Source organism: Delftia lacustris, from assembly GCF_040267515.1.
GTDB classification, from domain to species: Bacteria; Pseudomonadota; Gammaproteobacteria; order Burkholderiales; family Burkholderiaceae_C; genus Comamonas; species Comamonas tsuruhatensis.
In genome coordinates this window covers 4,914,965-4,941,336 of record NZ_CP141274.1, presented here as the reverse complement: position 1 = coordinate 4,941,336, position 26,372 = coordinate 4,914,965, and the positions used below count along the sequence as shown (strand labels likewise).

General features: G+C 65.1%; 23 protein-coding genes and 5 tRNA genes. 12 read left to right on the top strand and 16 right to left on the bottom strand.

From position 1 onward, the window contains the following. Nucleotides 1–124 precede the first annotated feature (124 nt). The 14 genes from U6958_RS24115 to U6958_RS24050 all read right to left on the bottom strand — a co-directional run bounded on the left by U6958_RS24115 (nt 125) and on the right by U6958_RS24050 (nt 10,549). Entirely contained in the window at nt 125–811 is a 687-nt protein-coding gene (locus U6958_RS24115; protein WP_074923273.1) for a hypothetical protein, read from the bottom strand. Further along, the gene (locus tag U6958_RS24110; protein ID WP_074923274.1) at nt 808–1,347 is read right to left on the bottom strand and encodes a hypothetical protein; all 540 of its coding nucleotides are present in this window, start codon (nt 1,345–1,347) and stop codon (nt 808–810) included. Before U6958_RS24110 ends, U6958_RS24115 begins: the two co-directional genes overlap by 4 nt. Beyond that, nucleotides 1,344–4,460 carry a DUF4815 domain-containing protein gene (locus U6958_RS24105; RefSeq protein ID WP_074923275.1) on the bottom strand — a complete coding sequence of 1,039 codons (3,117 nt, stop codon included), beginning with the start codon at nt 4,458–4,460 and terminating at the stop codon, nt 1,344–1,346. Before U6958_RS24105 ends, U6958_RS24110 begins: the two co-directional genes overlap by 4 nt. A gap of 10 nt (nt 4,461–4,470) precedes the next feature. After that, a complete protein-coding gene (locus U6958_RS24100; protein WP_012204516.1) occupies nt 4,471–4,956 on the bottom strand; it encodes a hypothetical protein in 486 nt (161 codons plus the stop codon). A gap of 2 nt (nt 4,957–4,958) precedes the next feature. Beyond that, the gene (locus tag U6958_RS24095; protein WP_074923276.1) at nt 4,959–5,939 is read right to left on the bottom strand and encodes a phage tail protein; all 981 of its coding nucleotides are present in this window, start codon (nt 5,937–5,939) and stop codon (nt 4,959–4,961) included. Beyond that, complete coding sequence (locus U6958_RS24090; RefSeq protein ID WP_244160536.1) at nt 5,936–6,781, bottom strand: baseplate J/gp47 family protein; 846 nt, start codon at nt 6,779–6,781, stop codon at nt 5,936–5,938. The genes U6958_RS24095 and U6958_RS24090 overlap by 4 nt, the downstream gene beginning before the upstream one ends. An 8-nt stretch (nt 6,782–6,789) precedes the next feature. Beyond that, on the bottom strand, nt 6,790–7,140 hold the full coding sequence (locus tag U6958_RS24085) for a GPW/gp25 family protein (RefSeq protein ID WP_016445079.1): 351 nt from the start codon (nt 7,138–7,140) through the stop codon (nt 6,790–6,792). After that, nucleotides 7,137–7,742: a phage baseplate assembly protein V gene (locus U6958_RS24080; protein WP_074923278.1), complete on the bottom strand. Its 606-nt coding sequence runs from the start codon at nt 7,740–7,742 to the stop codon at nt 7,137–7,139. Before U6958_RS24080 ends, U6958_RS24085 begins: the two co-directional genes overlap by 4 nt. A gap of 98 nt (nt 7,743–7,840) precedes the next feature. After that, nucleotides 7,841–8,350, bottom strand: coding sequence for a phage tail protein (locus U6958_RS24075; RefSeq protein WP_046239913.1), 510 nt, complete (start codon nt 8,348–8,350; stop codon nt 7,841–7,843). Continuing rightward, nucleotides 8,334–8,900, bottom strand: coding sequence for a DUF2514 family protein (locus tag U6958_RS24070; RefSeq protein ID WP_012204522.1), 567 nt, complete (start codon nt 8,898–8,900; stop codon nt 8,334–8,336). Before U6958_RS24070 ends, U6958_RS24075 begins: the two co-directional genes overlap by 17 nt. Beyond that, nucleotides 8,900–9,481: a glycoside hydrolase family protein gene (locus U6958_RS24065; protein ID WP_074923279.1), complete on the bottom strand. Its 582-nt coding sequence runs from the start codon at nt 9,479–9,481 to the stop codon at nt 8,900–8,902. The genes U6958_RS24070 and U6958_RS24065 overlap by 1 nt, the downstream gene beginning before the upstream one ends. Next, nucleotides 9,478–9,744 carry a hypothetical protein gene (locus tag U6958_RS24060; RefSeq protein ID WP_074923280.1) on the bottom strand — a complete coding sequence of 89 codons (267 nt, stop codon included), beginning with the start codon at nt 9,742–9,744 and terminating at the stop codon, nt 9,478–9,480. The genes U6958_RS24065 and U6958_RS24060 overlap by 4 nt, the downstream gene beginning before the upstream one ends. A 1-nt stretch (nt 9,745) precedes the next feature. Next, nucleotides 9,746–9,949, bottom strand: coding sequence for a tail protein X (locus tag U6958_RS24055; protein ID WP_016445085.1), 204 nt, complete (start codon nt 9,947–9,949; stop codon nt 9,746–9,748). Between the two features lie 381 nt (nt 9,950–10,330). Further along, nucleotides 10,331–10,549 (bottom strand): hypothetical protein, encoded by a 219-nt coding sequence (locus tag U6958_RS24050; RefSeq protein ID WP_016445086.1) that lies wholly within the window; start codon nt 10,547–10,549, stop codon nt 10,331–10,333. A gap of 569 nt (nt 10,550–11,118) precedes the next feature. Between U6958_RS24050 and tig the strand changes: the two genes are divergently transcribed. The 12 genes from tig to U6958_RS23990 all read left to right on the top strand — a co-directional run bounded on the left by tig (nt 11,119) and on the right by U6958_RS23990 (nt 21,598). Further along, nucleotides 11,119–12,429 (top strand): trigger factor, encoded by a 1,311-nt coding sequence (gene tig / locus U6958_RS24045; protein ID WP_016445087.1) that lies wholly within the window; start codon nt 11,119–11,121, stop codon nt 12,427–12,429. Between the two features lie 135 nt (nt 12,430–12,564). Then, nucleotides 12,565–13,173 carry an ATP-dependent Clp endopeptidase proteolytic subunit ClpP gene (clpP, locus tag U6958_RS24040; protein ID WP_016445088.1) on the top strand — a complete coding sequence of 203 codons (609 nt, stop codon included), beginning with the start codon at nt 12,565–12,567 and terminating at the stop codon, nt 13,171–13,173. Between the two features lie 107 nt (nt 13,174–13,280). Next, nucleotides 13,281–14,543 (top strand): ATP-dependent Clp protease ATP-binding subunit ClpX, encoded by a 1,263-nt coding sequence (gene clpX / locus U6958_RS24035; protein ID WP_012204530.1) that lies wholly within the window; start codon nt 13,281–13,283, stop codon nt 14,541–14,543. Between the two features lie 120 nt (nt 14,544–14,663). Then, nucleotides 14,664–17,078 (top strand): endopeptidase La, encoded by a 2,415-nt coding sequence (gene lon / locus U6958_RS24030; protein ID WP_016445089.1) that lies wholly within the window; start codon nt 14,664–14,666, stop codon nt 17,076–17,078. Between the two features lie 103 nt (nt 17,079–17,181). After that, nucleotides 17,182–17,257, top strand: a tRNA-Gly gene (locus U6958_RS24025). Nucleotides 17,258–17,326: 69 nt separating this feature from the next. Then, nucleotides 17,327–17,402: transfer RNA gene (locus U6958_RS24020), tRNA-Gly, on the top strand. Nucleotides 17,403–17,460: 58 nt separating this feature from the next. After that, nucleotides 17,461–17,536, top strand: a tRNA-Gly gene (locus U6958_RS24015). Nucleotides 17,537–17,579: 43 nt separating this feature from the next. Then, a tRNA-Cys gene (locus U6958_RS24010) sits at nt 17,580–17,653 on the top strand. A gap of 383 nt (nt 17,654–18,036) precedes the next feature. Further along, nucleotides 18,037–18,810, top strand: a complete 774-nt coding sequence (locus U6958_RS24005; RefSeq protein ID WP_074923281.1) for a M48 family metalloprotease — start codon at nt 18,037–18,039, stop codon at nt 18,808–18,810. Between the two features lie 139 nt (nt 18,811–18,949). Next, a tRNA-Gly gene (locus tag U6958_RS24000) sits at nt 18,950–19,025 on the top strand. Nucleotides 19,026–19,252: 227 nt separating this feature from the next. Continuing rightward, nucleotides 19,253–21,187: an integrase arm-type DNA-binding domain-containing protein gene (locus U6958_RS23995; RefSeq protein WP_023098512.1), complete on the top strand. Its 1,935-nt coding sequence runs from the start codon at nt 19,253–19,255 to the stop codon at nt 21,185–21,187. 54 nt (nt 21,188–21,241) lie between these two features. Further along, a complete protein-coding gene (locus U6958_RS23990) occupies nt 21,242–21,598 on the top strand; it encodes a LysR substrate-binding domain-containing protein (protein WP_071535740.1) in 357 nt (118 codons plus the stop codon). A 130-nt stretch (nt 21,599–21,728) separates the two neighbouring features. Here U6958_RS23990 and U6958_RS23985 read toward each other — a convergent pair whose 3' ends face one another. Together U6958_RS23985 and U6958_RS23980 are read right to left on the bottom strand one after the other, a co-directional pair. Then, nucleotides 21,729–24,848, bottom strand: a complete 3,120-nt coding sequence (locus tag U6958_RS23985; RefSeq protein ID WP_023098513.1) for an efflux RND transporter permease subunit — start codon at nt 24,846–24,848, stop codon at nt 21,729–21,731. After that, nucleotides 24,845–26,362 (bottom strand): efflux RND transporter periplasmic adaptor subunit, encoded by a 1,518-nt coding sequence (locus U6958_RS23980; protein WP_023098514.1) that lies wholly within the window; start codon nt 26,360–26,362, stop codon nt 24,845–24,847. Before U6958_RS23980 ends, U6958_RS23985 begins: the two co-directional genes overlap by 4 nt. Nucleotides 26,363–26,372: the final 10 nt, after the last annotated feature.

Sequence of the window (26,372 nt, the reverse complement as noted above, 5' to 3'; positions counted from 1 at the left end):
AGAGACTTGGTTTGGCGCTGGTTCCGGGGTAGGCCAGAAACGAAAAAGCCCCAGCTACGTGTGCGCTGAGGCTTGGAGGCAAGAACACTATGTGGATGAAAAGCCCGCGTTTGGCCGCTTGGAATCAGTACTCTTCAATGCGGATGTAGCCGCCAGTGCCTGGTATGAAGCCCCCGGCCCCGGTGGAGCCTCCACCGCCTGAGCCGTATCCTGTGGCTGCAATGTGCGGTGGGGTGCCCAAATAGCCGCGGCATTGCCCCCCTTCCCCAAGAGAAGACGAACCTCCCTTGTAAGGAGTACCTGATTCGCCGATGGATATGCCGCCGAAGCCGATTTGTGGAGTAGCCGAACCGGGCTCGTTGAGGGAACCTCCGGAGCCGCCTGCAACCCACAGTGAGCCAAGACGCGAATTGCCGCCACTGATGCCGTCTTTATTGACTGACGCACCCACTTCATAGGTCAGGCTGTTTTTTAGCGCGGTCCGCAATCTCAACTCATAGCCCGCGTTGCCGCCGTAGCCGAGCTTGCGCTCATATTGGGTCTCATAACCCGCCTTTCCAGCGCCCCCCGCTCCGATCAGTGTGATGTACTGATGCGTGCTTTCTGCAAGGAAGGTGTGGGTTCCCGACCCCGACGTGTACTCCGTCACTCTCAGCGGCCTGCGCGAGGCAGTCTGCGCCGTCCCCAGATTGGCCAGCGCGCTCTCGATCTGCGCCAGCTTGGTGGTCAGCGCAGTCGTCTGCGATTGCACCGTGTTGACCTGACCCTGCAGCGCCTTGACGCCTGCATTCGTGATGGGGTCGAAACTCATCCCTGTACCTCCGTAGCATTCACCCCCGACACCCGCCCCGTGGCGGCGTCGTAGGCATAGGTTTCCGTGCGCACGCGCCCGCGGTAGCTGGTCTGCTGCTGGGAGACGCGGCCGGCGCCGTCGTAGCTGACGGCGGTGGTGGCGCTGAAGCCGTTGACGGTGCGCGTGATGCTGCTGATGCGGCCCTGGGCGTCGTAGCCGAAGCTTTCGCTGGTGGCACCGTTGGCCGGGCCCAGCGCGATGTGCTCTGGGTTGAGCTTGACGTTGACGCCGGCCACGCCGTTGACGCTGGCCACCTTGCCGGTGCTCAGCGACTGGACGGCGGTCTCCAGTTGCTCTATGCGGTGAGCCACCACGTCCATGGCGTCCTGCACGCCCTGGGAGCTGGCCTTGGTGTCGATGAGCTGGCGCGCTGCGGTCAGCGCCTGGTCCACGTCCTGCACGGCCTGGCGCAGGCGCAGCACGTCGTCTTCCAGGCGGTTGTCGGGGTGGGGCAGGGGCCAGCCCTGCGCTGTCTTGTCGTCGTGCAATGTCATATCACGATGGCTCGCAGGTTGGTGACCTGGGGACGGGCGCCGTGGCTGCCCGTGAGGACCAGGCGGACACGCAGGCGCTCGGCGCTGATGCCGGTGAGGCGGTAGCTCAGCTCCAGCACGCCTGCGGTCTGGGGGCTGGTGCTCAGGTAGGGCACGTTGGTCCAGGCGCTGCTGCCTTCGGCCTGCATCTGCACGGCCAGGGCGCTGCCGGCGGGCAGCACGGCCTCGGCCACCACGTTGAGCGTGACGTTGCTGCCGGCGTTGATGGCGGGGCTGATGTAGTCGCCCGTGGCCTGCAGGCTGCCGGCTACCAGCTGCATGCCGGGCAGCAGGTGGGCTGCGTGGTTGGTGTTGCCCGAAAGTTTGGCGCGCACGGCCACGTTGCCGCTGTAGCGGCTGGCCAGCTGCACGGCCTGGCCTGGTGCGGCCTCCAGCGTGCTGCCGTCTTCCAGCTGCATGGCGAAGACCAGTTGTGCGTCGGCTGCGGGCAGCATGGCGCCGGCCTGGACCATGAGGTCGGTGGCGTCCTGCACGGCGATGCTGCCCAGCTCGATGGTGCGCGTGGTGGCCGTGTGTTCGGCCGCCAGCAGTTCGAAGGTCATGTCGCGTGTCTGGTGGGGCGTCCAGGTGCTGGCATTGCTGCTGGACAGCAGCACGCCCACGCTGTACGGCTGGCTGGTGACCCACTGCGCGCGCGCCGCGTCCCAGCCGCCCAGCTCGGCCACGGCCAGGGCGGTGGTGGCGTCGTTGGTCAGCACGACGATGGCGTATTCCACGCCCGACTCCAGCAGCACCGGCGCCCATTGCGCCTGCGTGGGCTTGGCTGCGGCGATGTCGGCGTTGATCTGGGCCGGCTTGAGCACGCATTCGGCCAGGATGCTGCGCGAAGGCACGCCGCTGGTGACTTCACGCAGTTGCACCTGCACATCCTTGTCGCCCGCCGCGGCGAACCACAGGCGCGTGCCGCAGATCTCGCGCGTGGTGCCCAGGGTGAAGGTCTGCGCCAGCGGGTCGTAGAGCTGGACCGTGATCTTGGCCACGCTGCGCTCGAGCAACTGGCCCTGGCCCGTGAAGACGGCTTCGGCATGGCTGCCGGCGCGTCCCGTGAAGTGCACGCTCTTGGTGCCCGAGGGCACGCCCGCCGGGATCTTGAACGTGCCTTTGAGTCCCTGCGCCGTGGCCACGAGCGTGCCGCCCGTCAGGGGCTGGGGCGTGACGGGAATGCCGTCGAAGATCAGCTCGGTGAGGGTTTCGCCCACCGGAAAATCCAGCCAGAACTGCACATCGATCTGGCGCAGCTTCTCCAGTGCCTTGGTGGATTCGGACAGCAGCTTTTCGGTTTCCGAAGGACGCGCCTGGCTGGGCGTCAGGCGCAGGATGATGGGGTTGGCCCATTGGGTCTGCACATCGGTCCAGTAGTCCACGGCCGGCGTCAGGGTGGCTGCGCTGGGCAGCACATCGAAGGCGCCATAGGGATTGACCAGCATGGAGCCGGTTCGGCCCAACTGGTCGAGCACGACCACAGGCTGGTAGGGCGTGGTCTGGGGAGCGGTGATGTCGGTGCCGATCTGGTGCAGCGCGGCGTTCATGGGCAACTGCAGCTGTCCGCCCAGGATATGGGCGCTCTGGCTGCGCCCCGCATCGCGCAGGCCGTTGTCCAGCATCGGATCCGCAAACAACCCCTTCTTGACCCCGCTGTGCCGCCCCGACACGTCCACCGACAGCCGCAGCTCGGCCAGGTCGGCGTAGATGGTCTGGATGTGGTCCTGGTAGGCCTTGAGGGTCTGCATGGGCACGACGCGCACGGCGTCCTGGTCCACGCGGCGGTTGCTGTCCCAGCTTTGGTAGACCGAGGCCAGGGCCAGGGTGCCGCTGGGTGCGGCCGGGACCTTGGGCGACCAGGCGGCGGGCACGCCGGGCACCCATTGCAACTGGCCTTCGCTGTTGAGCACCAGGCGGTCGTAGCGGCGCAGCGCGTAGTGGTAGCTGACCAGTACCAGGGTGTCCTTGAGCGCGCCTTCCACGGTGAAGCCCGTGGAGTCCACGGCCGTGGGCGTGGCGTTGAGCATGTACTGGTAGGTGACCTGGTAGGTGCTGCCGGGAACGGGCTCGGCGCCTGAAGGGCTCCAGTCGATCTGGCCGCCGACCAGCTTCCAGTCCGTGCCCTGCACGTAGGTGGTGCCGGCCTGGACCACGCTGTCCACGGCCAGCACGGCGTTGTCGGGCAGCGGGTCGGCCGCGCCCGTGAAGCCGCCGTGCGTGAGCGTGACGGTCTTGCGGGCCTGCACGCGCACTTGTGGCGTGCCCACGGCGGGCTGGCGGTCGAAGCGGATGCGCTGGGCGGCCGTGCCGGCCGAGGTGTGGGGCTCGCTGTCCACGAAGAACAGGTCGGGCTTGGCCTCGTAGACCAGGCGGCGGCTGGCACCCAGTTCCAGCGGATGGCCGTTGACGCGGGCGGCGCCCTCGCGCACGGTGTAGACCTGCTGGCCGGTGGCCAGGTCCTCGCCCATGATCACGTCCAGGCCGCGCACCACGTAGGTGCCGCCCGCGCTGTCGCGGTCATAGCGGGCCAGGGCCTGGGTGACGGCGTCGATGTTGGGCGGCGGCTCCTTGGGCATGACCGAGCCGTCGATGATGGTCCACACGGGATAGAAGGTGCCGGCCGTGCCGTCGCCCTGCGCGCCCCAGACCAGGGTGACGCGCTCGCGCAGCGCACCGGGCTCGCCATAGCCGCGCGTGCCGGCGGCGGGGTTGAGCAGTTCGGGGTCCTGCAGCTCGGTGACGGTGTCGGTCTGCAGGTAGGCGCCCACGTAGACCGTGCCCACGGTGGCCACGGTGAGCGTGCCCGGCGTGATGCCGCGCACGGCGCCGGCCACGTAGAGTGCGCCGGCCTCGATGGTGGTGGCGCCCGTGTCGGCGGAGGTGATGCACTGGCAGCCGCGGACGATGTCGCCCTCCTTGAACAGCACATCGGTGATGCCGCGCAGGCGGTGCTGCTGCATGCTCTGCAGCTCGTTGAGTTCGGCCGATTGCAGCACGCGGTCGGCCGCGAACTGCAGCCTGTCGTAGCGCTTGCCGGCGTCGAAGCGGTCGTAGATCTTGGTCTGGCTCATGGGGTGCCGTTCAGAAGGGGAGGATGATTTCTTCGACCTGGCGCACGCTGCCGCTGCGCAGGATCCGGGGGCGGCGCTCCAGCGTGTACAGCTCGCCCTTGCCGGTCAGCTGGCTGGCCAGCACCCAGCGCTGGCCGGGCGGCACGTCGGTGGCGACCTGGGTGCCGAAGAACACGCCCATCTCGCGCACGTCCTCGCCCTTGGCGTCGTCGAAGCCGAAGGCCGCGCGCAGGTAGACGAAGGTGGTGGGTGTGTCGCTGACGCTGTAGCGCGCGCCGCTGGGCAGCTCGATCTCGCCGTTGTCGTCGGGCCGCGCAAAGCGCACCTCGGTGACCAGGCGGCGGCCGATTTCGTCGACCAGGGCGTTGGCGGTGATGGGTTCGGGCTCGGGCGCGGCGTCCCAGGCGGGCAGGCCGCGGCCCCAGGCGATGTGGATGGTCTGGGCGGCGACGGCCTTGGCGAGGGCGATGCGGCCCGCTTGCTGCAGAACTGCCATGTTCAGGGTTCCTCGGGTTCTTCGGTGGTGGTGGTGCGGGTTTCGAAGGATCGGCGCCAGGGCGTGCTGTCCCAGCGTCCGGTCCAGGTACGGGTGTTGTCGTGCGGGCGCTCGGTGCTGGCCCAGGGGTGCAGGCTGGCCAGGGCCAGCGGAGCGGGCGCCGTCCAGGCGCTGTGGGTGGCCATGGCCTGGGCGGGAATGGGCCGCAGCGGCGCGTAGTAGGCGGGCTCGCCCGTGGTGGTGGCGTTGACTTCGGTGATGCCCAGGCTGGCGTCGATCAGGATCTCGCTGTCCAGCGTCCAAGCATCGAGCAGCATGCGGTCGGCATAGGTGGCGATGGTGGTGACGCGGAACAGCTGGGCCGTGAGCACGCCGTCCGAAGGCGGTGCCTCGGTGCCGGTGCGGCGGGGCAGGCCCTGGCTGAGCTTGACGGGGTCGCCATACGGCGACACATCGATCCAGGTGCCGCTGTCGTTATCCAGCATGCCGGCGTCCAGGCCCGGGCCGTGGTCCAGCCGCAGCGGGCGCAGGTCGTGGCCGTGGAAGACGCGGTAAAAGCGCACATGCGCCGGCAGGCTGGCGCGCACCACATGGGCCACGCTGGCCAGCTCTGCGTCGCCGATGATGCGGCCCAGGTCCAGGTGCAGCCAGGCACCATCCTCGTCGAGCTGCGCGCCGTCATAGCCCAGCCAGCCCAGCGCGCGCTGCATGGAAGCGGCCGTACCGCGCTCGCGCAGCCAGGGCAGGCCGTTGGCGATGAGGGCGGGCACATCGTCGAAGTAGCGGTCGAACTGGGCAATGCCCCATTCGGCCGCCAGCCAGGGCAGAAAGGCCGCAGGCTCGCCCTGGGCAGGTGCGGGAAAGGCGCCGGCCAGGCCATCCCAATTCGGGACGACCTGGTCCACGGCCTTCTCTAGCGCCGTGGCGTTGGGCGGCAGCACGTGGCGGCGGGGCGCCGTCGGGACGATGGCGGCGGTGCTCATGCCTGCAGGCCCTCGTCCACCAGCTGCACTCGGCCCAGCACCGGGTATTCGTCGGCGGCCAGCGGCGTGAGCTCGGCCGGGGCCTGGGCGTCGGGGTAGGTGACGCGGGCAATGCCGTCCACATGCAGGCGCGTGGTGATCCACGAGCGCGGCACATCGCGGCCCAGCAGCGCGTAGGCGGCGATCTGGGCGGCCAGGCCGGCTTGCAGGCGCGCCACGATGTCCACGGGCGCACCGGGCTCGCGCAGCAGGTGCGCCGTGATGTCGATGGGGTGCGGGCGCGCCAGCGATACCGACACGGGCACGCCCAGCGGCCGCGCGCCTGGCGCATTGAGGGCCGACAGCACGATGGCCAGGGTCTCTTCGGCCTGTGCGGGCTCGACCAGCCACAGCTGCACGCTCACGCGGCCGGGCTGGGGCTGCGTGGCGATGGCGCTGTGCACATTGGCGCTGGCCGTCATGGCCAGGTGCTCGTAGTGCTCTGCCGTGCCGCTGCCGGCCAGCGCGCGCACGCGCAGCAGGATGCGCTGGCGGTAGCGTTCGTCGCTTTCCCCGGGCAGTCGGGCCACATCGTAGAAGGCGCCCTTGTGGTCCAGGTCCGAGCCCCGGGCGAACGCAATCAAATGCGCACGCGCGGCATCGTTGACGCGCGCCCGGTACAGCAGCTCGCGATAGGCGTGCGCCTCCAGCAGCTTGTTGAGCGGCTCGCTCTCCAGCGCCAGGACCGCGGCGGCCTCGGGGTGGCGCGCCAGCAGATCGGCGCGGTGGGCGTCGAGGATGCGCTCGAAATCCAGCGTCTCGACGACGCCGGGCGGCGGCAGGGCGTCCAGTGCAGGGGTCATGTCTTGCTTCATGAAAGGGTGCGGGCGATGGGCATCTGCAGGCTCAGCGGTGCCGGGCGGCGCGTGTTGTTGAAGGTGCCGATCAGCGTCAGGTCGGCGCGCCCGGGTGCGGCCGGATCGCGCTCGATCACGATGCGCGTCAGCCGGATGCGCGGCTCCCAGCGCATCAGCGCGCTGGCCACGGCGGCGCGCAGGCGCGCCTGGGTGGCGTTGTTGTCGGGCTGGTCCAGCAGCGCCGGGACCAGCGATCCATAGTCGCGGCGCATCACGCGGGAGCCGATGGGCGTGGACAGGATGTCGGCCACGCTCTGGCGCAGATGCTCCATGCCCTCGATGCGGCGGCCTGTATGGCGGTTCATAGCGGCCCCTGCGTGACGGCGTCGCCCGCCCTGACGCCGCCGTGGCGGTGGCGCAAAAGGCTGATGGGGCCGGTGGTCACATCGGGCGCGCCGGCCAGGCCTTGCGCGTTGACGATGGCCGAACCGCCACCGGCCTGCAGGCTGATGCCTTGCTCGTCGATGCTGATCACCGAGTTGCCCACGCGCAGCGTGATGCCGTGGGCCACGTTGATGTTGAGACGGCCCGTGGTGCTGTCGTGCTCCATGAAATCAGTGGGGCTCCACTGCGTGTGGCACACCCCTTCGCGGTCGCTGGGCTGGGCTGCGGCGCTGCTGTAGATGCCGGTCAGCGCCACGGCGCCCAGCAGGTCGCCGCCGGGCGACAGCAGCACGCACTGCTCGCCCACGGCAGGCGGCCACCAGACGCTGGCGTTCTCGCCTGCGGCGCGCAGGGCCAGCCAGGGAATCCAGTTGGTCGTCAGATTGCCGGTCTTGACGCGGCAGCGCGCAGGGCGCGCATGGCGGACTGCGGCGATGGTGCCCGTGCGGATCAGCCCTTCCAGGCGGCGGATGATCTCGTACGGGCTTTCGGTTTGTGCGACGGGCGAATCCATGGCGTTCATGGTGCCGGCCGGGCCCTTGCGTGTCGCCGTGTGCCGGGCGTGGCGCACGCTGCCACATGCAGCCCGGCATGCAGCCCGGCATGGAGCAGGGCCACGCCTCAGCGCGGGTCGTAGTTCCACTCGGCCACCTTCTCGCCGAACAGGAACAGCTCCCACAACTGGCGCTGCGCAATGTCGAGCTGGCCCGGCGGCTCGGGCTTGTAGATCAGGTCGAAGGCGCCGGGGCTGCCCTCGCGCGGGCGCGCCAGCACGGCCTCCACCAGGTCGATCTCGATGGCGAGCTGCTGCGGCTGCGAGGCGGCTGCAGGGTCCGTGGAAGGAGGCGCAATGTCGAAGCGGATCGCCTGCTCGCGCCTTTCGGCATGGTCGAACAGGTCGGGCTGGTGGCGCCGCGCCCAGACCAGCAGCGGCACGGTCACGGCATCGATGCTGCCGGTGAAGTCCGCAATCACCAGGCTCAGCGTGTAGCGGTATTCCCAGGAAAGGGACGGCGTGCCCGTGTTGACCACACGGCCCCTCTGGATGGTGAAACGGATGTTCCCCGGCGACTGTTGCAACTGGGGCAGGGCAGCGACGAGCGCGTCGCGCAGGCTAGCGGGCTTGAGCATGGCGGGGGTCCTGGGTCATGGTGCTGGTCAGGGCGCTGGTCAGCGCGAGCCCGGCGTCGTAGGCGCGCTCGCAGGCGCTGCCTCGGTGGCGGGCGTCGTCAGCAATGCGCGCCAGCGCTCCCGCTCGCTCGTCAGCGCGGCGCTGCAGCTCGGCGAGCAGATCGAGGGCTGCGGTGTCTGGCGCGCACTGTCCGGCAGCGGCGCGAGCCTGGGCGGCGGCACGGTGGGCGGTGATGTAGTCGGCGAGGTCGCCGCGCAGCCGGCCAGCAGCAGCGCGGGCAGCATCGGCATCCGCCGCAGCGCGCGCCAGGGCCAGGTCCGTGTCGCGTGCAAGAAAGTCGAGGCGTTCACGGTAGGCTCCTTCCCGTTGTCGATAGCGTTCGGATGCGTGCAGCGCGGCGGTGGCAGCGGCCTGGCGGTCGGTCGCCAGATCCGTGCGCGCCTGCGCCGCATCGCGCTCGGCACCCAGCCGCGCCAGCGACTGCCAGACCAGCAGTGCCGCCAGCAGCAGGGCCAGCAGCTGCCAGGCATGGGTTTGCAGGCGGTCCATCAAGGCTGGGCCTCCATGCAGGCCGCGTGGCGTGCCTGCTGGCGTGTCCACACGCCGCGGCATACCTTGTTGCCGGGTGCAGAGCAGTCAAAGCGCCAGCGCGTGGGCCGGCCTGCGCCATCCCATCGATAGGCGCTGAAGCCCTGCAAAGGCTGGCTGCTGGTCATGAATCGCCAGGACAGGTAGGACTGGCAGGCGCCGGCGTAGTCGCCAGCCCGTGTCCTGGCCAGCATCGAGGAGCCGCGCCAGGCCCCGCAGCCGTATTGGCCTGCGAAGTCCACCGCCTGGGCGAACTCGGCCGGGTGCACCCGCGTGTCGCCCAGCGAATCACGCACGCAGGCGCCGTACTGCTGCTCCAGCAGGTTGATGGCCAGCTCGCGCGCCCGTTCGCGGGTGATGGGCGGGTCGGCCAGGGTCACGCGCGTGCCGTCCTCGTAGCGCGTGGTGCCGTGGCCGATGGTGGGTACATCGCCGCGAACCGGGATGATCGGATCTGCGCTGAAGCCTTCTGCGGCAATCCAGGCCGCGAGAATGGCCGCGCCAATGCCCAGGCCTGCCGCTGGCATGCGCGCTGTGCTCATGGGGCCGCTCCGGTGTCTGTGGCGGTCGAAGACGCCTTCCTGCGCGCAGCGTCCTCGGCCTGGCGCGCGCGCCGGTCCTCGCGTTCATTGCGCCAGCGCCACAGCAGATACGCGGCCTGCAGCAGCACGTAGACGATGGTCAGCGCGGTCGCTGTATGGGTCATGGTCCAGCCATTGGCCACGTTAGCGGCCACGACGGTGACGGGAGGCGCGGCCTTGGCGCCTTCCAGGGCGGCGGTCTTGACGATGGTTTCTCGGTCCATGTCAATCCCAGAAACTGATCAGGGGCAGGCTGGGCGCCTGGGCGGGTTCGGTCAGCTCGACAGCCAGGCCGGCGGGCAGGTGGGGCCCGTGGGCCGACAGGCCCGGGTTGCGCTCCAGCGTGGCTTCCACCACGCCGCGCGTGGCGCCCAACTGGCGCATGCACAGCTCGTCCAGCGTTTCGTATTCACGGGCAATGGCCTGCATCAGTCGCGCTCCCTTTGACCATGGGTGGCGGTATGGGCAGGGGGCGATATCGCCTGAACCGGCGCAGGAATGGGAATGGGAATGGCAAGACTCACTGAGGCTCCTCGTGGGCCGGCCCGCGTGGACCTGTTCCTGGTGCACCCGCCATGCATGTGACTGCGGATGCCGGGAACGCCTCAGTCCACCGGATCACGGAGGCACCGGGCAGGCGGTATGCCAAGTCCGGCGCGCGGGCCGGGGATGAATGCCATGTTTGCCCAGGGGCGCCAGCCGGGCAATCGCCGAAGCCTGTGCGCAAACCGGGCACACCATCGGCGTATCCGGTGCAGGAACGACAAGGCCCCGCAGGGCGGGGCCTTGTCGAGGCGAAGGTGGGCTGGGCTAGCTGCGCTTGCTGCCAATTGCCTGGCTGCGATGCAGATGGTCGGACAAGTCGCCCGCCGCCGCGCTGAGCTTGCGTGACACCGGCAGCAGCAATGCGGTAATGGCCGAGGCGTGCACGGCCGTGCCCCGGGCTGCCGCCAGCAGCTCGCAGATGGCGGCCACTTGCTCGCTGGCGCTTTCCACATCGTCCCTGACCGTCTCAATCTGGTGCTGCATCACGTCTTCTTTCTACTGTATGCACATACAGTATAGGTCGAATGGGCAGATGTTTCAATTTGAAGTGACCCTGTTTCATCTGCTGATTGAGGACGGCAAGCGGGGTTTTGATCAGGTCGTGTACATGTCGACCTGGGGTGTGCAGAGTGCACCTCGAGGCTTTTGAACGGCCCGCGCGAATCCCGTGCTGTGAAGGCAAGTGATTGTTTTTGAATGGTTGACGACCCGCCCCCCGCGCACCACGCACCAACGCCGCTCAACTGCGGCGAACACTGCTCAAGCCCGCTTCCTGTAGGGACGGCCCGTTTGCAAACGGATTGGGGGATTCCCCGCAAGTGGGTGCGTCCGGAGGTTAAAACCGCCTCGTTTATAATGTCCGGCTTCGCTTACATCACGGGTTGAGCGAACCATGTGCGGTCCCCAGCGGCCAGGCGCATGTGATGTAAGCCCTTGAAATCTGAGGTGCCGCGCGGCCGACTGGCTTTGGCTCGCGTTGCACCGTGACTTTTGCGCAATACGGTGCGGGCTGTACAGCAGCCGGCACGGTCCAATCCCTCATAGGAACAAACATGGCCGTTACTGTTGAAACCCTTGAAAAGCTCGAGCGCAAGATCACGCTGAGCCTGCCCCTGAACTCCATCCAGAGCGAAGTCGAGAACCGCCTCAAGCAAGTGGCGCGCACCGTGAAGATGGACGGCTTCCGTCCCGGCAAGGTGCCGATGAGCGTGGTGGCCCAGCGTTATGGCTATTCGGTGCAGTACGAAGTGCTCAACGACAAGGTCGGCGAGGCTTTCGCACAGGCTGTCAACGAAGCCAAGCTGCGCGTGGCCGGCCAGCCCCGCATCTCCGAAAAGGAAGGCGCTCCTGAGGGCGAGGCCCAGTTCGAAGCCATCTTCGAAGTGATGCCTGAAGTCAAGATCGGTGACCTGACCTCGGCCGAAGTCGAGAAGCTGACGGCCGAAGTGGACGACGCCGCCATCGACAAGACCGTGGACATCCTGCGCAAGCAGCGCCGCACCTTCGCGCAGCGCGCCCAGGCCGATGTGGCCGTGGACGGCGACCGCGTGACCGTGGACTTCGAAGGCAAGATCGACGGCGAGACCTTCTCCGGCGGCAAGGCTGAAGACTTCCAGTTCCTGGTCGGCGAAGGCCAGATGCTCAAGGAATTCGAAGACGCAGTGCGCGGCATGAAGGCCGGCGAGTCCAAGACCTTCCCCCTGGCTTTCCCCGCTGACTACCACGGCAAGGACGTGGCCGGCAAGACCGCCGACTTCCTGGTGACGGTCAAGAAGATCGAGGCCGCCAACCTGCCCGAAGTGGACGAGGCTTTTGCCAAGGCCCTGGGCGTGGCTGAAGGCACGGTCGAAGGCCTGCGCGCCGACATCAAGAAGAACCTGGAGCGTGAAGTCAAGTTCCGCGTCCAGGGCCGCAACAAGCAAGCCGTGATGGACGCCCTGGTGTCCAAGGCCGAGCTGGAACTGCCCAAGGCCTCGGTGCAGGCTGAAGTCGCACGTCTGCTGGAAGGCGCCCGCGCCGAGCTGCAGCAGCGCGGCATCAAGGACGCCGACAAGGCCGAGATCCCTGAAGACGTGTTCCTGCCCCAAGCCGAGCGCCGCGTGCGCCTGGGCCTGGTGGTGGCCGAGCTGGTGCGCGCCAACGAGCTGCACGCCACGCCCGAGCAGATCAAGGCCCACGTGGAAGAGCTGGCCGCCAGCTACGAAAAGCCCGAAGACGTGGCACGCTGGTACTTCGGCGACCGCCAACGCCTGGCTGAAGTCGAAGCCGTTGTCATCGAAAACAACGTGACCGAGTTCGTGCTGGGCAAGGCCAAGGTCTCCGACAAGGCCGTGTCCTTCGACGAACTGATGGGCCAGGCCTGAGGGTTTGAGCACCACCTGCCTGCCGCTTCGTGAGATCGGCGGGCGGGTTGGCATCTGCGGGGCTTGTGCTTTGGCGCACAAGCCCCATTTTCTTTCCGGATACGGCTAAAGTAGCCCCCTAGTACTGGAGAAAACATGAGCGCATTGGAAACTCAGGGTTTGGGCATGATCCCAATGGTCATCGAACAGTCCGGCCGCGGAGAGCGGTCGTACGACATCTACTCGCGCCTGCTCAAGGACCGGGTGATCTTCCTGGTGGGCCCTGTCAATGACCAGACGGCCAACCTCGTCGTGGCCCAGCTGCTGTTCCTTGAAAGCGAAAACCCCGACAAGGACATTTCGTTCTACATCAACAGCCCCGGCGGCTCCGTGAGCGCTGGCCTGGCCATCTTCGACACGATGAACTTCATCAAGCCCGATGTGTCCACGCTGTGCACCGGCATTGCAGCCAGCATGGGTGCCTTCCTGCTGGCCGCTGGCACCAAGGGCAAGCGCTTTGCGCTGCCCAATTCCCAGGTCATGATCCACCAGCCGCTGGGCGGCATGCAGGGCCAGGCCACCGAGATCGAGATCCACGCCCGCGAGATCCTCAAGACCCGCGAGCGCCTGAACAAGATCCTGGCCGAGCGCACGGGCCAGCCGCTGGAAAAGATCCAGCACGACACCGAGCGCGACTACTTCCTGTCCGCCGACGAAGCCAAGGACTACGGCCTGGTCGATCAGGTGATCAACAAGCGCTCCTGAAGCCCGGAGGCTGTATGAGAATGGGCGGCGTTTTCCCCCTACGGAAAACGCCGCTTTCCATTTGGTTATCATCCTTTTCCATATTTCTGTAACAAGGCACCGACCCCATGGCCGAGAAAAAAGGCTCCTCCAGCGAAAAAAACCTTTATTGCACCTTCTGCGGCAAGAGCCAGCATGAGGTCAAGAAGCTGATCGCGGGTCCGTCAGTCTTTATCTGCGACGAGTGCATCGATCTCTGCAACGAGATCATCCGCGACGAGCAGCCCAGCACCGAGGCCAAGGACGGCCGAGGCGACCTGCCCACGCCCGCCGAAATCAAGGCCAACCTGGACAACTACGTGATCGGCCAGGACCTGCCCAAGCGCACGCTGGCTGTCGCCGTATACAACCACTACAAGCGCCTGCGTCACAAGGACAAGGCCGGCAAGGATGAGATTGAGCTGGCCAAGAGCAACATCCTGCTCATCGGTCCCACGGGCTCCGGCAAGACGCTGCTGGCGCAGACGCTGGCGCGCATGCTCAACGTTCCCTTCGTCATGGCCGATGCCACCACGCTGACCGAGGCCGGCTACGTGGGCGAGGACGTCGAGAACATCATCCAGAAGCTGCTGCAAAGCTGCGAATACGACGTCGAGCGTGCGCAGCGCGGCATCGTCTACATCGACGAGATCGACAAGATCTCGCGCAAGTCCGACAACCCCAGCATCACGCGTGACGTGTCGGGCGAGGGCGTGCAGCAGGCCCTGCTCAAGCTCATCGAAGGCACCATGGCCAGCGTGCCCCCGCAAGGTGGCCGCAAGCATCCGAACCAGGACTTCCTGCAGATCGACACGACCAACATCCTGTTCATCTGCGGTGGCGCGTTCGCGGGCCTGGAGAAGGTCATCGAGAACCGTACCGAGGCGTCGGGCATCGGCTTTGGCGCCACGGTCAAGAGCAAGAAGCAGCGCTCCATCTCGGAAGTGTTCCAGGAGATCGAGCCTGAAGACCTGATCAAGTTCGGCATCATCCCCGAGCTGGTGGGGCGCATGCCCGTGGTCACGGCCCTGGCCGAACTGGGCGAAGACGCCCTGGTGCAGATCCTGACCGAGCCCAAGAACGCCCTGGTCAAGCAGTACAGCAAGCTGCTGGCCATGGAGGGCGTGGAGCTGGAGATCCGGCCCGCCGCGCTCAAGGCCATCGCCCGCAAGGCGCTGGCGCGCAAGACGGGTGCGCGTGGCCTGCGCTCCATCCTGGAGCAATCGCTGATCGGCACCATGTACGAACTGCCCAATGCCGACAATGTCGAGAAGGTGGTGGTGGACGAGTCCACCATCGAAGACGGAAAAGCACCGCTGCTGGTTTACCGCGAGGCGGCCAAGAAAGCCTGATGCGCCGCTGCCTGCAAAGGTCCGGCAGCGCAAGTCCCTGTGGCCCGAAATCCTTTCGGGCTGCGGGGTTGAAATACACCGGTGGGCGGACCATCTTCCGCTGACAAACCGAGGATTCCCATGTCAGGACATACCCCTTTGCCTTCCACCCCCCTAGACCTGGCGCTGCTGCCGCTGCGCGATGTGGTCGTGTTCCCCCACATGGTGATTCCGCTGTTCGTGGGCCGCGCCAAGAGCATCAAGGCGCTGGAGCTGGCCATGGAGGGCGACCGCCGCATCATGCTGGTGGCCCAGAAGACCGCCTCCAAGGACGAACCCACGGCGGCCGACATGTTCGACGTCGGCTGCGTCTCCACCATCTTGCAGATGCTCAAGCTGCCCGACGGCACGGTCAAGGTGCTGGTCGAAGGCCAGCAGCGCGCGCTGGTCAAGCAGGTCATGGATGAAGAGACCCACTTCGTGGGCTCCGTCGTGCCCGTGGCGCCCGAGGCCGAAACCCACAAGCCCAGCGAGATCGAAGCCCTGCGCCGCGCCGTGACGCAGCAGTTCGACCAGTACGTCAAGCTCAACAAGAAGATCCCGCCCGAGATCCTCACCTCCATCGCCAGCATCGACGATGCCGGCCGCCTGGCCGACACCATCGCCGCGCACCTGCCGCTCAAGCTCGAGAACAAGCAGGCCGTGCTCGACCTGGTGGACATCAAGGAGCGCCTGGAAAACCTGTTCGAGCAGCTGGACCGTGAGGTCGACATCCTCAATGTCGACAAGCGCATCCGTGGTCGCGTCAAGCGCCAGATGGAAAAGAACCAGCGCGACTTCTACTTGAACGAGCAGGTCAAGGCCATCCAGAAGGAGCTGGGCGAGGGCGAGGACGGCGCCGACATCGAAGAGATCGAAAAGAAGATCAAGCTCGCTCGCATGCCCGCCGAGGCGCGCAAGAAGGCCGAGGCCGAGCTCAAGAAGCTCAAGCTCATGTCGCCCATGTCGGCCGAAGCCACCGTGGTGCGCAACTACATCGATGTGCTCACGGGCCTGCCCTGGAGCAAGAAGACCAAGATCAAGCACGACCTGGCCAATGCCGAGGAGGTGCTCAATGCCGACCACTTCGGCCTTGAAAAGGTCAAGGACCGCATCCTTGAATATCTTGCCGTGCAGCAACGCGTGGACAAGGTCAAGGCGCCCATCCTGTGCCTGGTCGGTCCTCCGGGCGTGGGCAAGACCTCGTTGGGCCAGTCCATCGCCAAGGCCACGGGCCGCAAGTACGTCCGCATGGCGCTGGGCGGCATGCGTGACGAGGCGGAAATCCGCGGCCACCGCCGCACCTACATCGGCGCCATGCCGGGCAAGGTGCTGCAAAGCCTGGACAAGGTCGGCACGCGCAACCCGCTGTTCCTCCTGGACGAAATCGACAAGCTCGGCATGGACTTCCGTGGCGATCCGTCGAGCGCCCTGCTGGAAGTGCTGGACCCCGAGCAGAACCACACCTTCGGCGATCACTACGTCGAAGTGGACTTCGACCTCAGCGACGTGATGTTCGTGGCGACCTCCAACTCCATGAATATCCCGCCCGCGCTGCTGGACCGCATGGAAGTGATCCGCCTGTCGGGTTACACCGAGGACGAAAAGGTCAACATCGCCATCCGCTACCTGCTGCCCAAGCAGATCACCAACAACGGTGTGAAGGAAGGCGAGATGCGGGTGGAGGAATCCGCCATCCGCGACATCGTGCGCTACTACACGCGAGAGGCCGGCGTGCGTTCGCTGGAGCGCGAGCTGTCCAAGATCTGCCGCAAGGTCGTCAAGGGCCTGCAGCTCAAGAAGCTGGAGCCCACCGTCGTCGTCACTGCCGACAACCTGCCTGACTACCTGGGTGTTCGCAAGTACACCTATGGCCGTGCCGAACTGAACAACCAGATCGGCCAGGTCGTGGGTCTTGCCTGGACCGAGGTCGGCGGCGATCTGCTGACCATCGAGGCCGCCATCATGCCCGGCAAGGGCGTGATCTCGCGCACCGGCTCGCTGGGCGACGTGATGAAGGAATCGGTCGAAGCCGCGCGCACCGTGGTGCGCAGCCGCTCGCGCATGCTGGGCATCAAGGACGAGGCCTTCGAGAAGAAGGACATCCACGTGCACGTGCCCGATGGCGCCACCCCCAAGGACGGCCCCAGCGCGGGTGCGGCCATGACGACGGCCTTCGTCTCTGCGCTGACGGGTATCCCGGTGCGTGCCGATGTCGCCATGACTGGTGAAATCACGCTGCGCGGTGAGGTCACCGCCATCGGCGGCCTCAAGGAAAAGCTGCTGGCGGCCCTGCGTGGCGGCATCAAGACGGTGCTGATCCCCGAAGAAAACGTCAAGGATCTCCAGGAGATCCCCGACAACGTCAAGAGCGGCTTGGAAATCATCCCCGTCAAGTGGATCGACCAGGTCCTCAAGGTGGCGCTGGAACGCGTGCCAGAGCCTCTGTCCGACGAGGAGGCCGCCGCCGTGGCCCCGGCGGAAACCAAGGCTGTGGAGCCTGCAGTCAAGCACTGAAGATGAAAAAATGTAGCGTTTTTCCTGAACCCTCCAAGAACTACGCTACAATTCATCCCATCGCAGCAAACGACGTTGTAGAATGTCAGGCTTCGATAGAAATGCGGGAATAGCTCAGTTGGTAGAGCGCAACCTTGCCAAGGTTGAGGTCGACGGTTCGAACCCGTTTTCCCGCTCCAGATTTTGAACATGCCGTTTCGGGTGTGTTCGGTTCTGGTGGCGGTTGGCTGCCAGAATGGATGATTCAAGCGGGAATAGCTCAGTTGGTAGAGCGCAACCTTGCCAAGGTTGAGGTCGACGGTTCGAACCCGTTTTCCCGCTCCAGTTTTGAATGTGCCTTGTGTACGTTCGATTCAGGTGACGGGTAGTTGCTTGAATGTTTGCGGGAATAGCTCAGTTGGTAGAGCGCAACCTTGCCAAGGTTGAGGTCGACGGTTCGAACCCGTTTTCCCGCTCCAGTTTTAGAAACTGCAGCAATGCTGCATGTTTGATAGTGATCTTGGCGCGATAGCAAAGCGGTTATGCCCCGGATTGCAAATCCGGTTAGACCAGTTCGACTCTGGTTCGCGCCTCCAAAAATTCATTGCGAAAACAGTTCAAAAGGCCCTTCGGGGCCTTTTTCTTTTTCTGCGTCAGGATCATGGCTTGTCCTTGCTGTCTGGTTCGAGCCGGCCCCGTGCCCGGTCAAGCTCCATCTCTCCCTCTCTCTAAAGTTTCGGCACTCTGCGAGTGGTTCAGGGCTTGTTCTTCTGTGACATGAAGAGAATTCCATTCTGTAATTCATTGCCAGTTCGGTGAATTATTTTGTTTCCAATTGTTCTGCCTGGATCCTCGCCACGAGCGTGCTTATTGGAAGTTGGTTGGAAAATTGCAAAAAAGTGCAAATGGCTTGCCATTGGCAGTGGTTTCAATTGGCCGGTCGTGGATATGATGCGCGCTTCATTCATCGGGAGGGATTATGAAGATCAAGCTATTGACGGCGATTGTTGCCAGCGGCGTGGTGCTGGCGGGTTGTAAAACCATGGAGTCCGCTGATGTGGGTGGGCTGCTGGATTCGGGCTCCACGGCCATGAAGGCCATGACACTCACGGATGACGATGTGGTCACGCTGTCCAACGACTCCTGCGCAGCCATGGATGCGCAGAACAAGGTGGCCGATGCCAAGAGCAAGTACACGGTGCGGCTGAACAAGGTCATTGCCAGCATGCCGCAGGCCGTCAATGGGAAAAAAGCCGTCTACAAGGTCTATATGACGCAGGACGTGAATGCCTGGGCCATGGCCAATGGCTGCATTCGCGTCTACAGCGGCCTGATGGATCTGATGAACGACGATGAATTGCGTGGCGTGATTGGCCATGAGATCGGGCATGTGGCGCTGGGTCATAGCAAGAAGCGCATGCAAACGGCCTATGCGGCATCGGCTGCGCGCTCGATTGCAGCCAATAGCGGCAATTCGGCGCTGGCCTCGCTGTCGCGCTCGCAGGCCGGAGATCTGGGTGAGAAGTTCATCAACGCCCAGTTCTCCCAGTCCCAGGAGTCGGCGGCTGATGACTATTCCTTTGACCTGCTCACGGAAAAGAAGATGAGTCGCCAGGGCCTGGTCACATCGTTCCAGAAGCTGGCCAAGCTCAGCGGCGGCAGTGGCGGCAGTGGCGGCAGCTCCATCCTGAGCTCTCACCCCCCGTCTGAACAGCGCGCCAAGCGCATGCAGGACCGCATCGACGGCAAGTAAGCGACGGCATGGAGCGGGCTGCTGTGCGGGTGGGCATTGATCCGCTTCGACGTGGATTTTTTCCGGACTTGGTCCGGAGTGCCGGAAATCTGCGCTAGAATTAAAGTCTGCTCTGTGAGGCGCACAGCTTGACAGATATGCGGGAATAGCTCAGTTGGTAGAGCGCAACCTTGCCAAGGTTGAGGTCGACGGTTCGAACCCGTTTTCCCGCTCCAGTTTATGATCTACAGACTTCCACTGACGTCTGTAAGTCATTGAAAAGAGGAGCTTCGGCTCCTTTTTTCTTTCCAGCGAAAGCCATGGGAATCCACTGACAGCCACCATTTTTGAGGCCAAAAACAAGGCCAAAGAATGCGGGTCGTGCCGGTTCCGGGTTGTTGCTGGGGTTGGATCGGGATGACAAGCAGCATCGGGCCTAAGTCCAAGACTTAGGAGCTTGATGATGACACTCTCTGATCTGACCGTGCGGCAAGCCAAGGCCGCCGAGAAAACCTACAGCATCCCCGACACCGATGGCCTCGGCCTGGTGGTCGCCCGCACCGGCGGCAAGTCGTGGCATTTGCGCTATTACTGGCTCGGCAAGCAAAAGCGCATCTCCCTGGGGAACTACCCCGAGATCGGTTTGCGCGAAGCGCGCACCTTGCGCGACGAAGCCCGGGCGCTTCTGGCAAAGGGCGTCAACCCCCATACCGATCGGAAACAGAAGCGACACGCGGTCAAGCTTGCGGCCGACTACACCTTCAAGGCCGTCTTCGATGCGTGGGTCGAGCATCGCCGCAAGGAAATCAAGGAGGGCAGGAACAGCACGCTGTCGCAGATCCTGCGGATCTTCAACAAGGACGTGCTGCCTAGCCTCAAGCAGATGTCGATCTACGACATTCGCCGGCCCCAACTCCTGGGCGTCCTGGCGAGGATCGAGGAGCGCAAGGCGTTCACCACTGCCGAGAAGGTCCGCACCTGGCTGGGGCAGTTGTTCCGCTATGCCCTCGTCATCGTGGAGGGGCTGGAAGCCAATCCGGCCTCCGACCTGGACGTGGTGGCCGAGCCCAAGCCCCCGGTGAACCACAACCCCTACCTGCATCTTCCGGAGCTCCCCGAGTTCCTGCACAAGCTCAGGCTCTACAACCCTCGTGGTTGGCAGACCCAACTCGGCATCCGGCTGCTGTTCCTGACCGGCGTGCGTACCGGCGAGCTGCGGCTGGCGACCCCGGACCAGTTCGATCTCGACCGTGGCCTGTGGATCATCCCGCCGCAGATCGTCAAGCAACTCCAGGACGAGATGCGCAAGGCCGGCAAGCGCCCGCAGGACGTTCCGCCCTACATCGTGCCGTTGTCCGTGCAGGCCATCGAGATCGTGCGCTACCTGTTGGGTGTGATGAGGCCGGCCCAGGTCCATCTGCTCACGCACCGCAGCGAACTCAAGAAGCGCATCAGCGAGAACACCCTCAACGCGGCCTTGAAACGAATGGGCTACGAGGATCAACTGACCGGTCACGGCATCCGCGGAACCATCTCGACGGCGCTCAACGAGATCGGCTATCCCAAGATTTGGGTGGACGCGCAGCTTTCGCACTCGGACCCGAACAAGGTGAGTTCGGCCTACAACCACGCCAAGTATGTTGAGCCGCGCCGCCGGATGATGCAGGACTGGGCGGATCGTCTCGATCTGCTCGAACAGGGCCAAGTGGAAGCGGCCAGCGCGCACCTCACGATCCATATCGAGGGCGTGCCGGCCATGGCAGAGGAGGACAAGCCCAACACCATCGTCGCTGCTGCTTCTGCGGCATCCGTTCCGCCTGTGGTGGCCGAACCCATCGTCGTGACGCCAAACGACGGGGGAATCACATTCCAGCGACTGTCGCAGGTACCACCGCCCCCGACGCATGCGCCAGAGCCGGAGGTGTCAGTCATCCAGCGCGAGCGCGAGGAAATGCTGGCCATCTACGAATCGCCGAGCAGTCTGCCGGTCCCGCTGTTCGGCAAGTTGGCCGGGAAGTCCAAGGACCAGATCAACCGCGAGCTGAAGGCGGGCAAGCTGCTGTCTATCAGCTTGGGCAACCGCGGGCAACGCGTGCCCGACTGGCAGCTGGTACCCCTCAAGCACAAGCTGGCACAGGTGCTCATGAACCAGTGCCCGCATGCGGATCCGTGGGACCTGTACCGGATGCTGACCCGCCCACATCCGGACCTGGGTGATCGCGCAGCCATCGACATCGTGACACCAGGAAATTTGGGCATGGTCGTGCGGGTCATCGCGGGCACCCAGCAGCAGCCAAACAGGCCCGGACCTGACTCGTCTGTGCAAGGTATTCCAGAGGAGACTCGCCAGCGCATTCAACGGTTGCTAAATGATGCGGCAATGTTCGAAAGTGCCTGACGCTGGCCGACGGCCAAAGATGGATGCTTTGGCCGTCGGAATTGAGAAGAGTTAATGCATCGGGACTGCATCACTGGTCCTCGGGGACGGCAGAGACCCACTTGGTTGCTCCGCGTATCGGACCAGCGCGTACGTCGGCAGGAAATCTATCCGCGCCATGAGTTCAGTGATGGTGAAGCAATGCTGGCGGCGGGTCTGGCCGGCTGCGGCATCATGCAGATGCCGACATGGCTGGTGGCCGAAGATATACGGCAGGGGCGCTTGATCCCCGTGCTGCCGGACTGGGCAGGTGGTGAGGTGCCTATCCATGCAGTGTGGCCGCAATCGCGTTACCTGCAGCCCAAGGTTCGGGCTGTCATAGAAATGCTGACGATTCTGTCTGAACGGCCGGGGGCAGGTTTTGTTCCCTGATATGGCTCGTCACTGCCAAGTTCTTGCGCCGGCTAAAGCGCATGTGTCGAATGGTTATTCACTTGGGGTGCCGATAGGCCGCACCGGAAACGGCAGGGCCTCGGTTATGACACCCTGCCGCGTTGCAACGTTAGCGCGGCTTACGCATCAGCAGATAGGCAGCCGGAATCACGAACAGCGACAGCAACGGTGCGGTCACCATCCCGCCGAGCATCGGAGCTGCTATGCGGCTCATGACTTCAGAGCCCGTGCCGCTGCTCCAAACAATGGGTACCAGGCCCGCCAGGATGACCGCAACGGTCATCGCTTTTGGGCGCACGCGCAGCACCGCCCCTTCCCGGATCGCATCTAGCAGTTCTTCTCGCGTTGGGTTGCGCCCATCGGGGCAACGTTCCGCCAAGGCCTGCTTCAAATAGATGAGCATCACCACGCCGAACTCCGCCGCCACACCTGCCAGCGCAATGAATCCCACGCCGGTGGCGATGGACAGGTTGTAATTCAGCAGGTACAGGAACCAGATGCCCCCCGTGAGCGCGAAGGGCAAGGTCGCCATGATCAAGCCCGCTTCGTCCACACGCGCGAAGGTCAGGTACAACAGAACGAAGATGATCAACAGGGTGGCAGGCACCACAACCTTCAGGCGTGCATTGGCCCGCTCCATGTATTCGAACTGCCCGGAGTAGGTGATGCTCACACCCGGCTCCAGCTTGACCTGCTGCCCGATGGCATCGCGCAGTTCGTTGGCCACCGAGGCTAGATCACGGCCGCGCACATCGACATAGACCCAACCGGAGGGCCGTGCGTTCTCGCTCTTGAGCATGGGCGGTCCATCGGTGATCGCGATGCGTGCCACGGTCCCCAACGTGATCTGCTGACCCATCGGCGTGAAGATGGGTAGTTCTGCCAGCCGTTGTGGTGAATCACGCCATTCTCGCGCGTAGCGCAGATTGATCGGAAAGCGGGCAAGCCCCTCGACCGTTTCCGAGACGTTTTCGCCACCCACCGCGCCGGCGATGACCGCCTGGACATCGGCGATGTTCAGGCCGTAGCGACCGGCGGCTACGCGGTCGATCTGAACATCCACGTAGCGCCCGCCCGTCAAGCGCTCCGCGAGTGACGACGTCACGCCGGGAATGCCCTTGGCGACCTGCTCGACCTCTGCAGCGATGCGATCGATCACGCCCAGGTCGTTGCCGGTCACCTTCACCCCGATCGGGCTCTTGATGCCGGTAGCCAGCATATCGATGCGATTGCGGATAGGGGGAATCCAGATATTGGACAGGCCCGGGATCTTCACGGCACGATCCAGCTCTTCCACGAGCTTCTCGGGCGTCATGCCTGGTCGCCATTGTTCCCTGGGCTTGAGCTTAACCGTGGTCTCGAACATCTCCAGGGGCGCCGGATCGGTCGCAGTTTCGGCCCGTCCTGCCTTGCCGAACACCTTGTCCACTTCAGGTACGGTCTTGATCATGCGGTTGCTCAGCTGCAGCAACTCCGTGGCGCGCTGCGCCGAGAGTCCCGGCAGGGCCGAGGGCATGTAGAGCAGGTCCCCTTCGTCCAACCTCGGCAGAAACTCACCGCCGAGCCGCGCCAAGGGCCAGGCCGTGGTCGCCAAGGCCAGCACGGCGATCAGCAGCGTCGCCTTGGGCCGGCGCAGTACCCACTCCAGTGCTGGCCGGTAGGCTGCAATCAGGATGCGGGTGATGGGGTTCTTCTGCTCATCCGGGATACGCCCGCGAATCCAGTAGCCCATGAGTACGGGAATCAGCGTCACTGACAGCCCTGCGGCCGCGGCCATCGCGTAGGTCTTGGTGAACGCCAGCGGGCCGAACAGCCGGCCTTCCTGCGCTTCTAGGGTGAAGACCGGGATGAACGAGAGCGTGATGATGAGCAGCGAGAAGAAGAGCGCAGGACCGACTTCCTCCGCGGCCTGTGTGATCACGTCCCACCGTTCCTTGCCCTGCAGCCGTTGATCTGGGTGCGCGTGCTGCCAAGCCTCCAGCTTCTTGTGGGCGTTCTCGATCATCACCACCGCTGCATCCACCATCGCCCCCACGGCGATGGCAATCCCCCCCAGCGACATGATGTTGGCGTTGATGCCCTGGTAGCGCATGACCAAGAACGCCGTCATCACGCCCAGAGGTAGCGAGATGATGGCCACCAGCGCAGAACGAAGATGCCAAAGGAACAGTGCGCAGATCAGCGCCACCACCAGAAACTCTTCGCCTAGCTTGGTCGTGAGATTGCGAATGGCCCGCTCGATCAGCGCGCTGCGGTCGTAGGTGGTGACGATCTCGACGCCCGGCGGCAGGCTGCCCTGCAGCTCCGCGAGCTTGGCCTTGACGGCAGCGATCGTCTCCTGGGCATTCTTGCCGGAGCGCAGCACCACCACGCCGCCGGCGACCTCGCCTTCTCCGTCGAGTTCGGCAATGCCACGCCGCATCTCCGGGCCTATCTGGAGCGTCGCAACATCCCCCAGCCGCACCGGCACACCGCCGCGTGCCGTCAAGGGGATCTCCCGGAACTCGTCCAGGGTCTTGAGGTAGCCGCTCGCGCGGACCATGTACTCCGCGCCTGACAATTCCAGGACGGAGCCGCCGGTCTCCTGGTTGGCCGCCATCAGGGCATCGCGGACTTGAGCCTGACTGAGGCCATAGGACGCCAACTTGATCGGGTCGAGCACGACCTGGTACTGCTTGACCATGCCCCCCACCGATGCCACCTCGGCCACGTTGGGCAGGCTCTTGAGTTCGAACTTCAGGAACCAGTCCTGCAACGCACGCAGTTGCGCCAGATCGTTCTTGCCCGTGCGATCCACGAGCGCGTACTGGAAGATCCAGCCGACGCCTGTGGCGTCCGGACCCAGGGCCGGCTTCGCCGTGGCGGGCAATCGGCCCTGGACCTGGTTCAGGTATTCCAGTACCCGTGAGCGGGCCCAGTACAGGTCGGTTCCGTCCTCGAACAAGACATAGACGAACGAGTCGCCAAAGAACGAGAAGCCGCGCACGGTCTTGGCCCCTGGCACCGACAGCATGGTGGTGGCCAACGGGTAGGTGACCTGGTTCTCGACGATCTGCGGCGCCTGTCCTGGGTAGTTGGTGCGAATGATGACCTGCACGTCTGACAAGTCCGGCAGCGCATCCACGGGCGTGCTGCGAACGCCCCACACGCCCCATGCCGTGAGCATGGCGGTGGCCAGCAGCACCAGGAAGCGATTGGCCACCGACCATCGAATCAGCTTGGCGATCATGGCTGCACCTTTTCGATGGCGGTGATCACGTAGCCCTCACCTTGCTTGGAGAAGGTGAATCGCACCTGCTGCCGAACCGAAAGACCCGCGGCGAGCTGCGGGCTGCTCAGCTTGAAGCCCATGGTCATGGCCGGCCATTGGAGGGCTGGCACGGCCTCGTGCGCCAGCGTCAGCTCGGTGGGCGACATCTCCTCGATCACGCCGCGCACCACGAAAGCGTTGGTGGCCGCGGCCGGTGGCGACGAGGTGCCGTGCCCGTTGTGCGGCGATGCAGGCGCGGACGCCGCGGCACCTGCAGGCAGCACGCCCCGCAGGCTGGCTTCCGAATCGATCAGGAACTGCGCCGAGGCCACCACCTGCTGTCCCGCCGCGAGCCCGCCGTTGACCACCAGTTGATCGCCTACCTCCGCGCCCACCTGGACCTCCACGGGATGGAACTTGCCGGGTCCATCGACCACATAGGCCAGTGCGCGCTTGCCGGTGCGGATGACCGCTTCGCTGGGAACAAGCAGCGCGGGCTGTTCGTTGCCTTTGAGCGCGATCTGGCCGGACATGCCGGCCTTCAGGCGCTGGCCGGGATTGGCCATTTCAAGCCGCACTCGCACCGTACGGGTGTCGCGGTTGGCTTCGGGCAGGATGCTCACGATGCGCGCCTGGAGCACTTCACCGGGAAACGCCGCCAGCCGGACCTGCGCCGTTTGGCCGACCTGCAATGGTCCGCTTTGTGCTTCGGGGACGGCCGCTTCGATCCACACCGAGGCCAAGCCATTCACCCTGGCCAGGCTTTCCCCGGCGGAAACCGTCATGCCCTGGCGCACCATCAGTTCGGCCACCAAGCCGCCTTGAGGTGTTGTGACCGTGTACAGCCCCTTGGGCTCGCCTGTGCGCTCCACCTGGGCGATCAGGGCTTGCGGCATGCCGAGCAGCAGCAGCCGTTGGCGGGCAGCTGCGGTCAACGGTGCGTCGCCCATCGCGCGAACCGAGAGAAACTCGCGCTGTGCGGCGATCCACTCCGGCAGCAATAGGTCAGCCAGCGGTGCCCCTGCTGCGATCACGTCGCCCGCAGCCCGTGCGTAGACACGCTCGACGAAGCCAGCGGTCCGCGCCTGCACGATGCTGACGTCGCGGTCGTTGAGCAGCACGGTGCCCACGACGTTCACATCTGCGCCGATCTTGCCTTGCAGGACTTCGGCTGTACGCAGCCCTAGGGCTTGCACCGCTTGCGCCGACACGCTGAGGCCCGTGCTGTCTTGCGTGTCTTCATCCGCGTACTTCGGCATCAACGGCATGTCCATGTAGGGCGACTTGCCGGGCTTGTCGAACTTCTGGGTCGGCACCATCGGGTCGTACCAATACAGCACCTTGCGCTCGGTCGGAGCGCTTGCAACGGTGACGTTGGCAGCGGGGGAGCCGCTGAGGTGGCCGGCGCGCCATTGGGCGACGCCCCATCCAACGGCAATACCGGCAGCAACCAGCGTCAAGCCGGCAAGGATGTTTCTCGAAGAGGTATTCATGGCGAGGGTC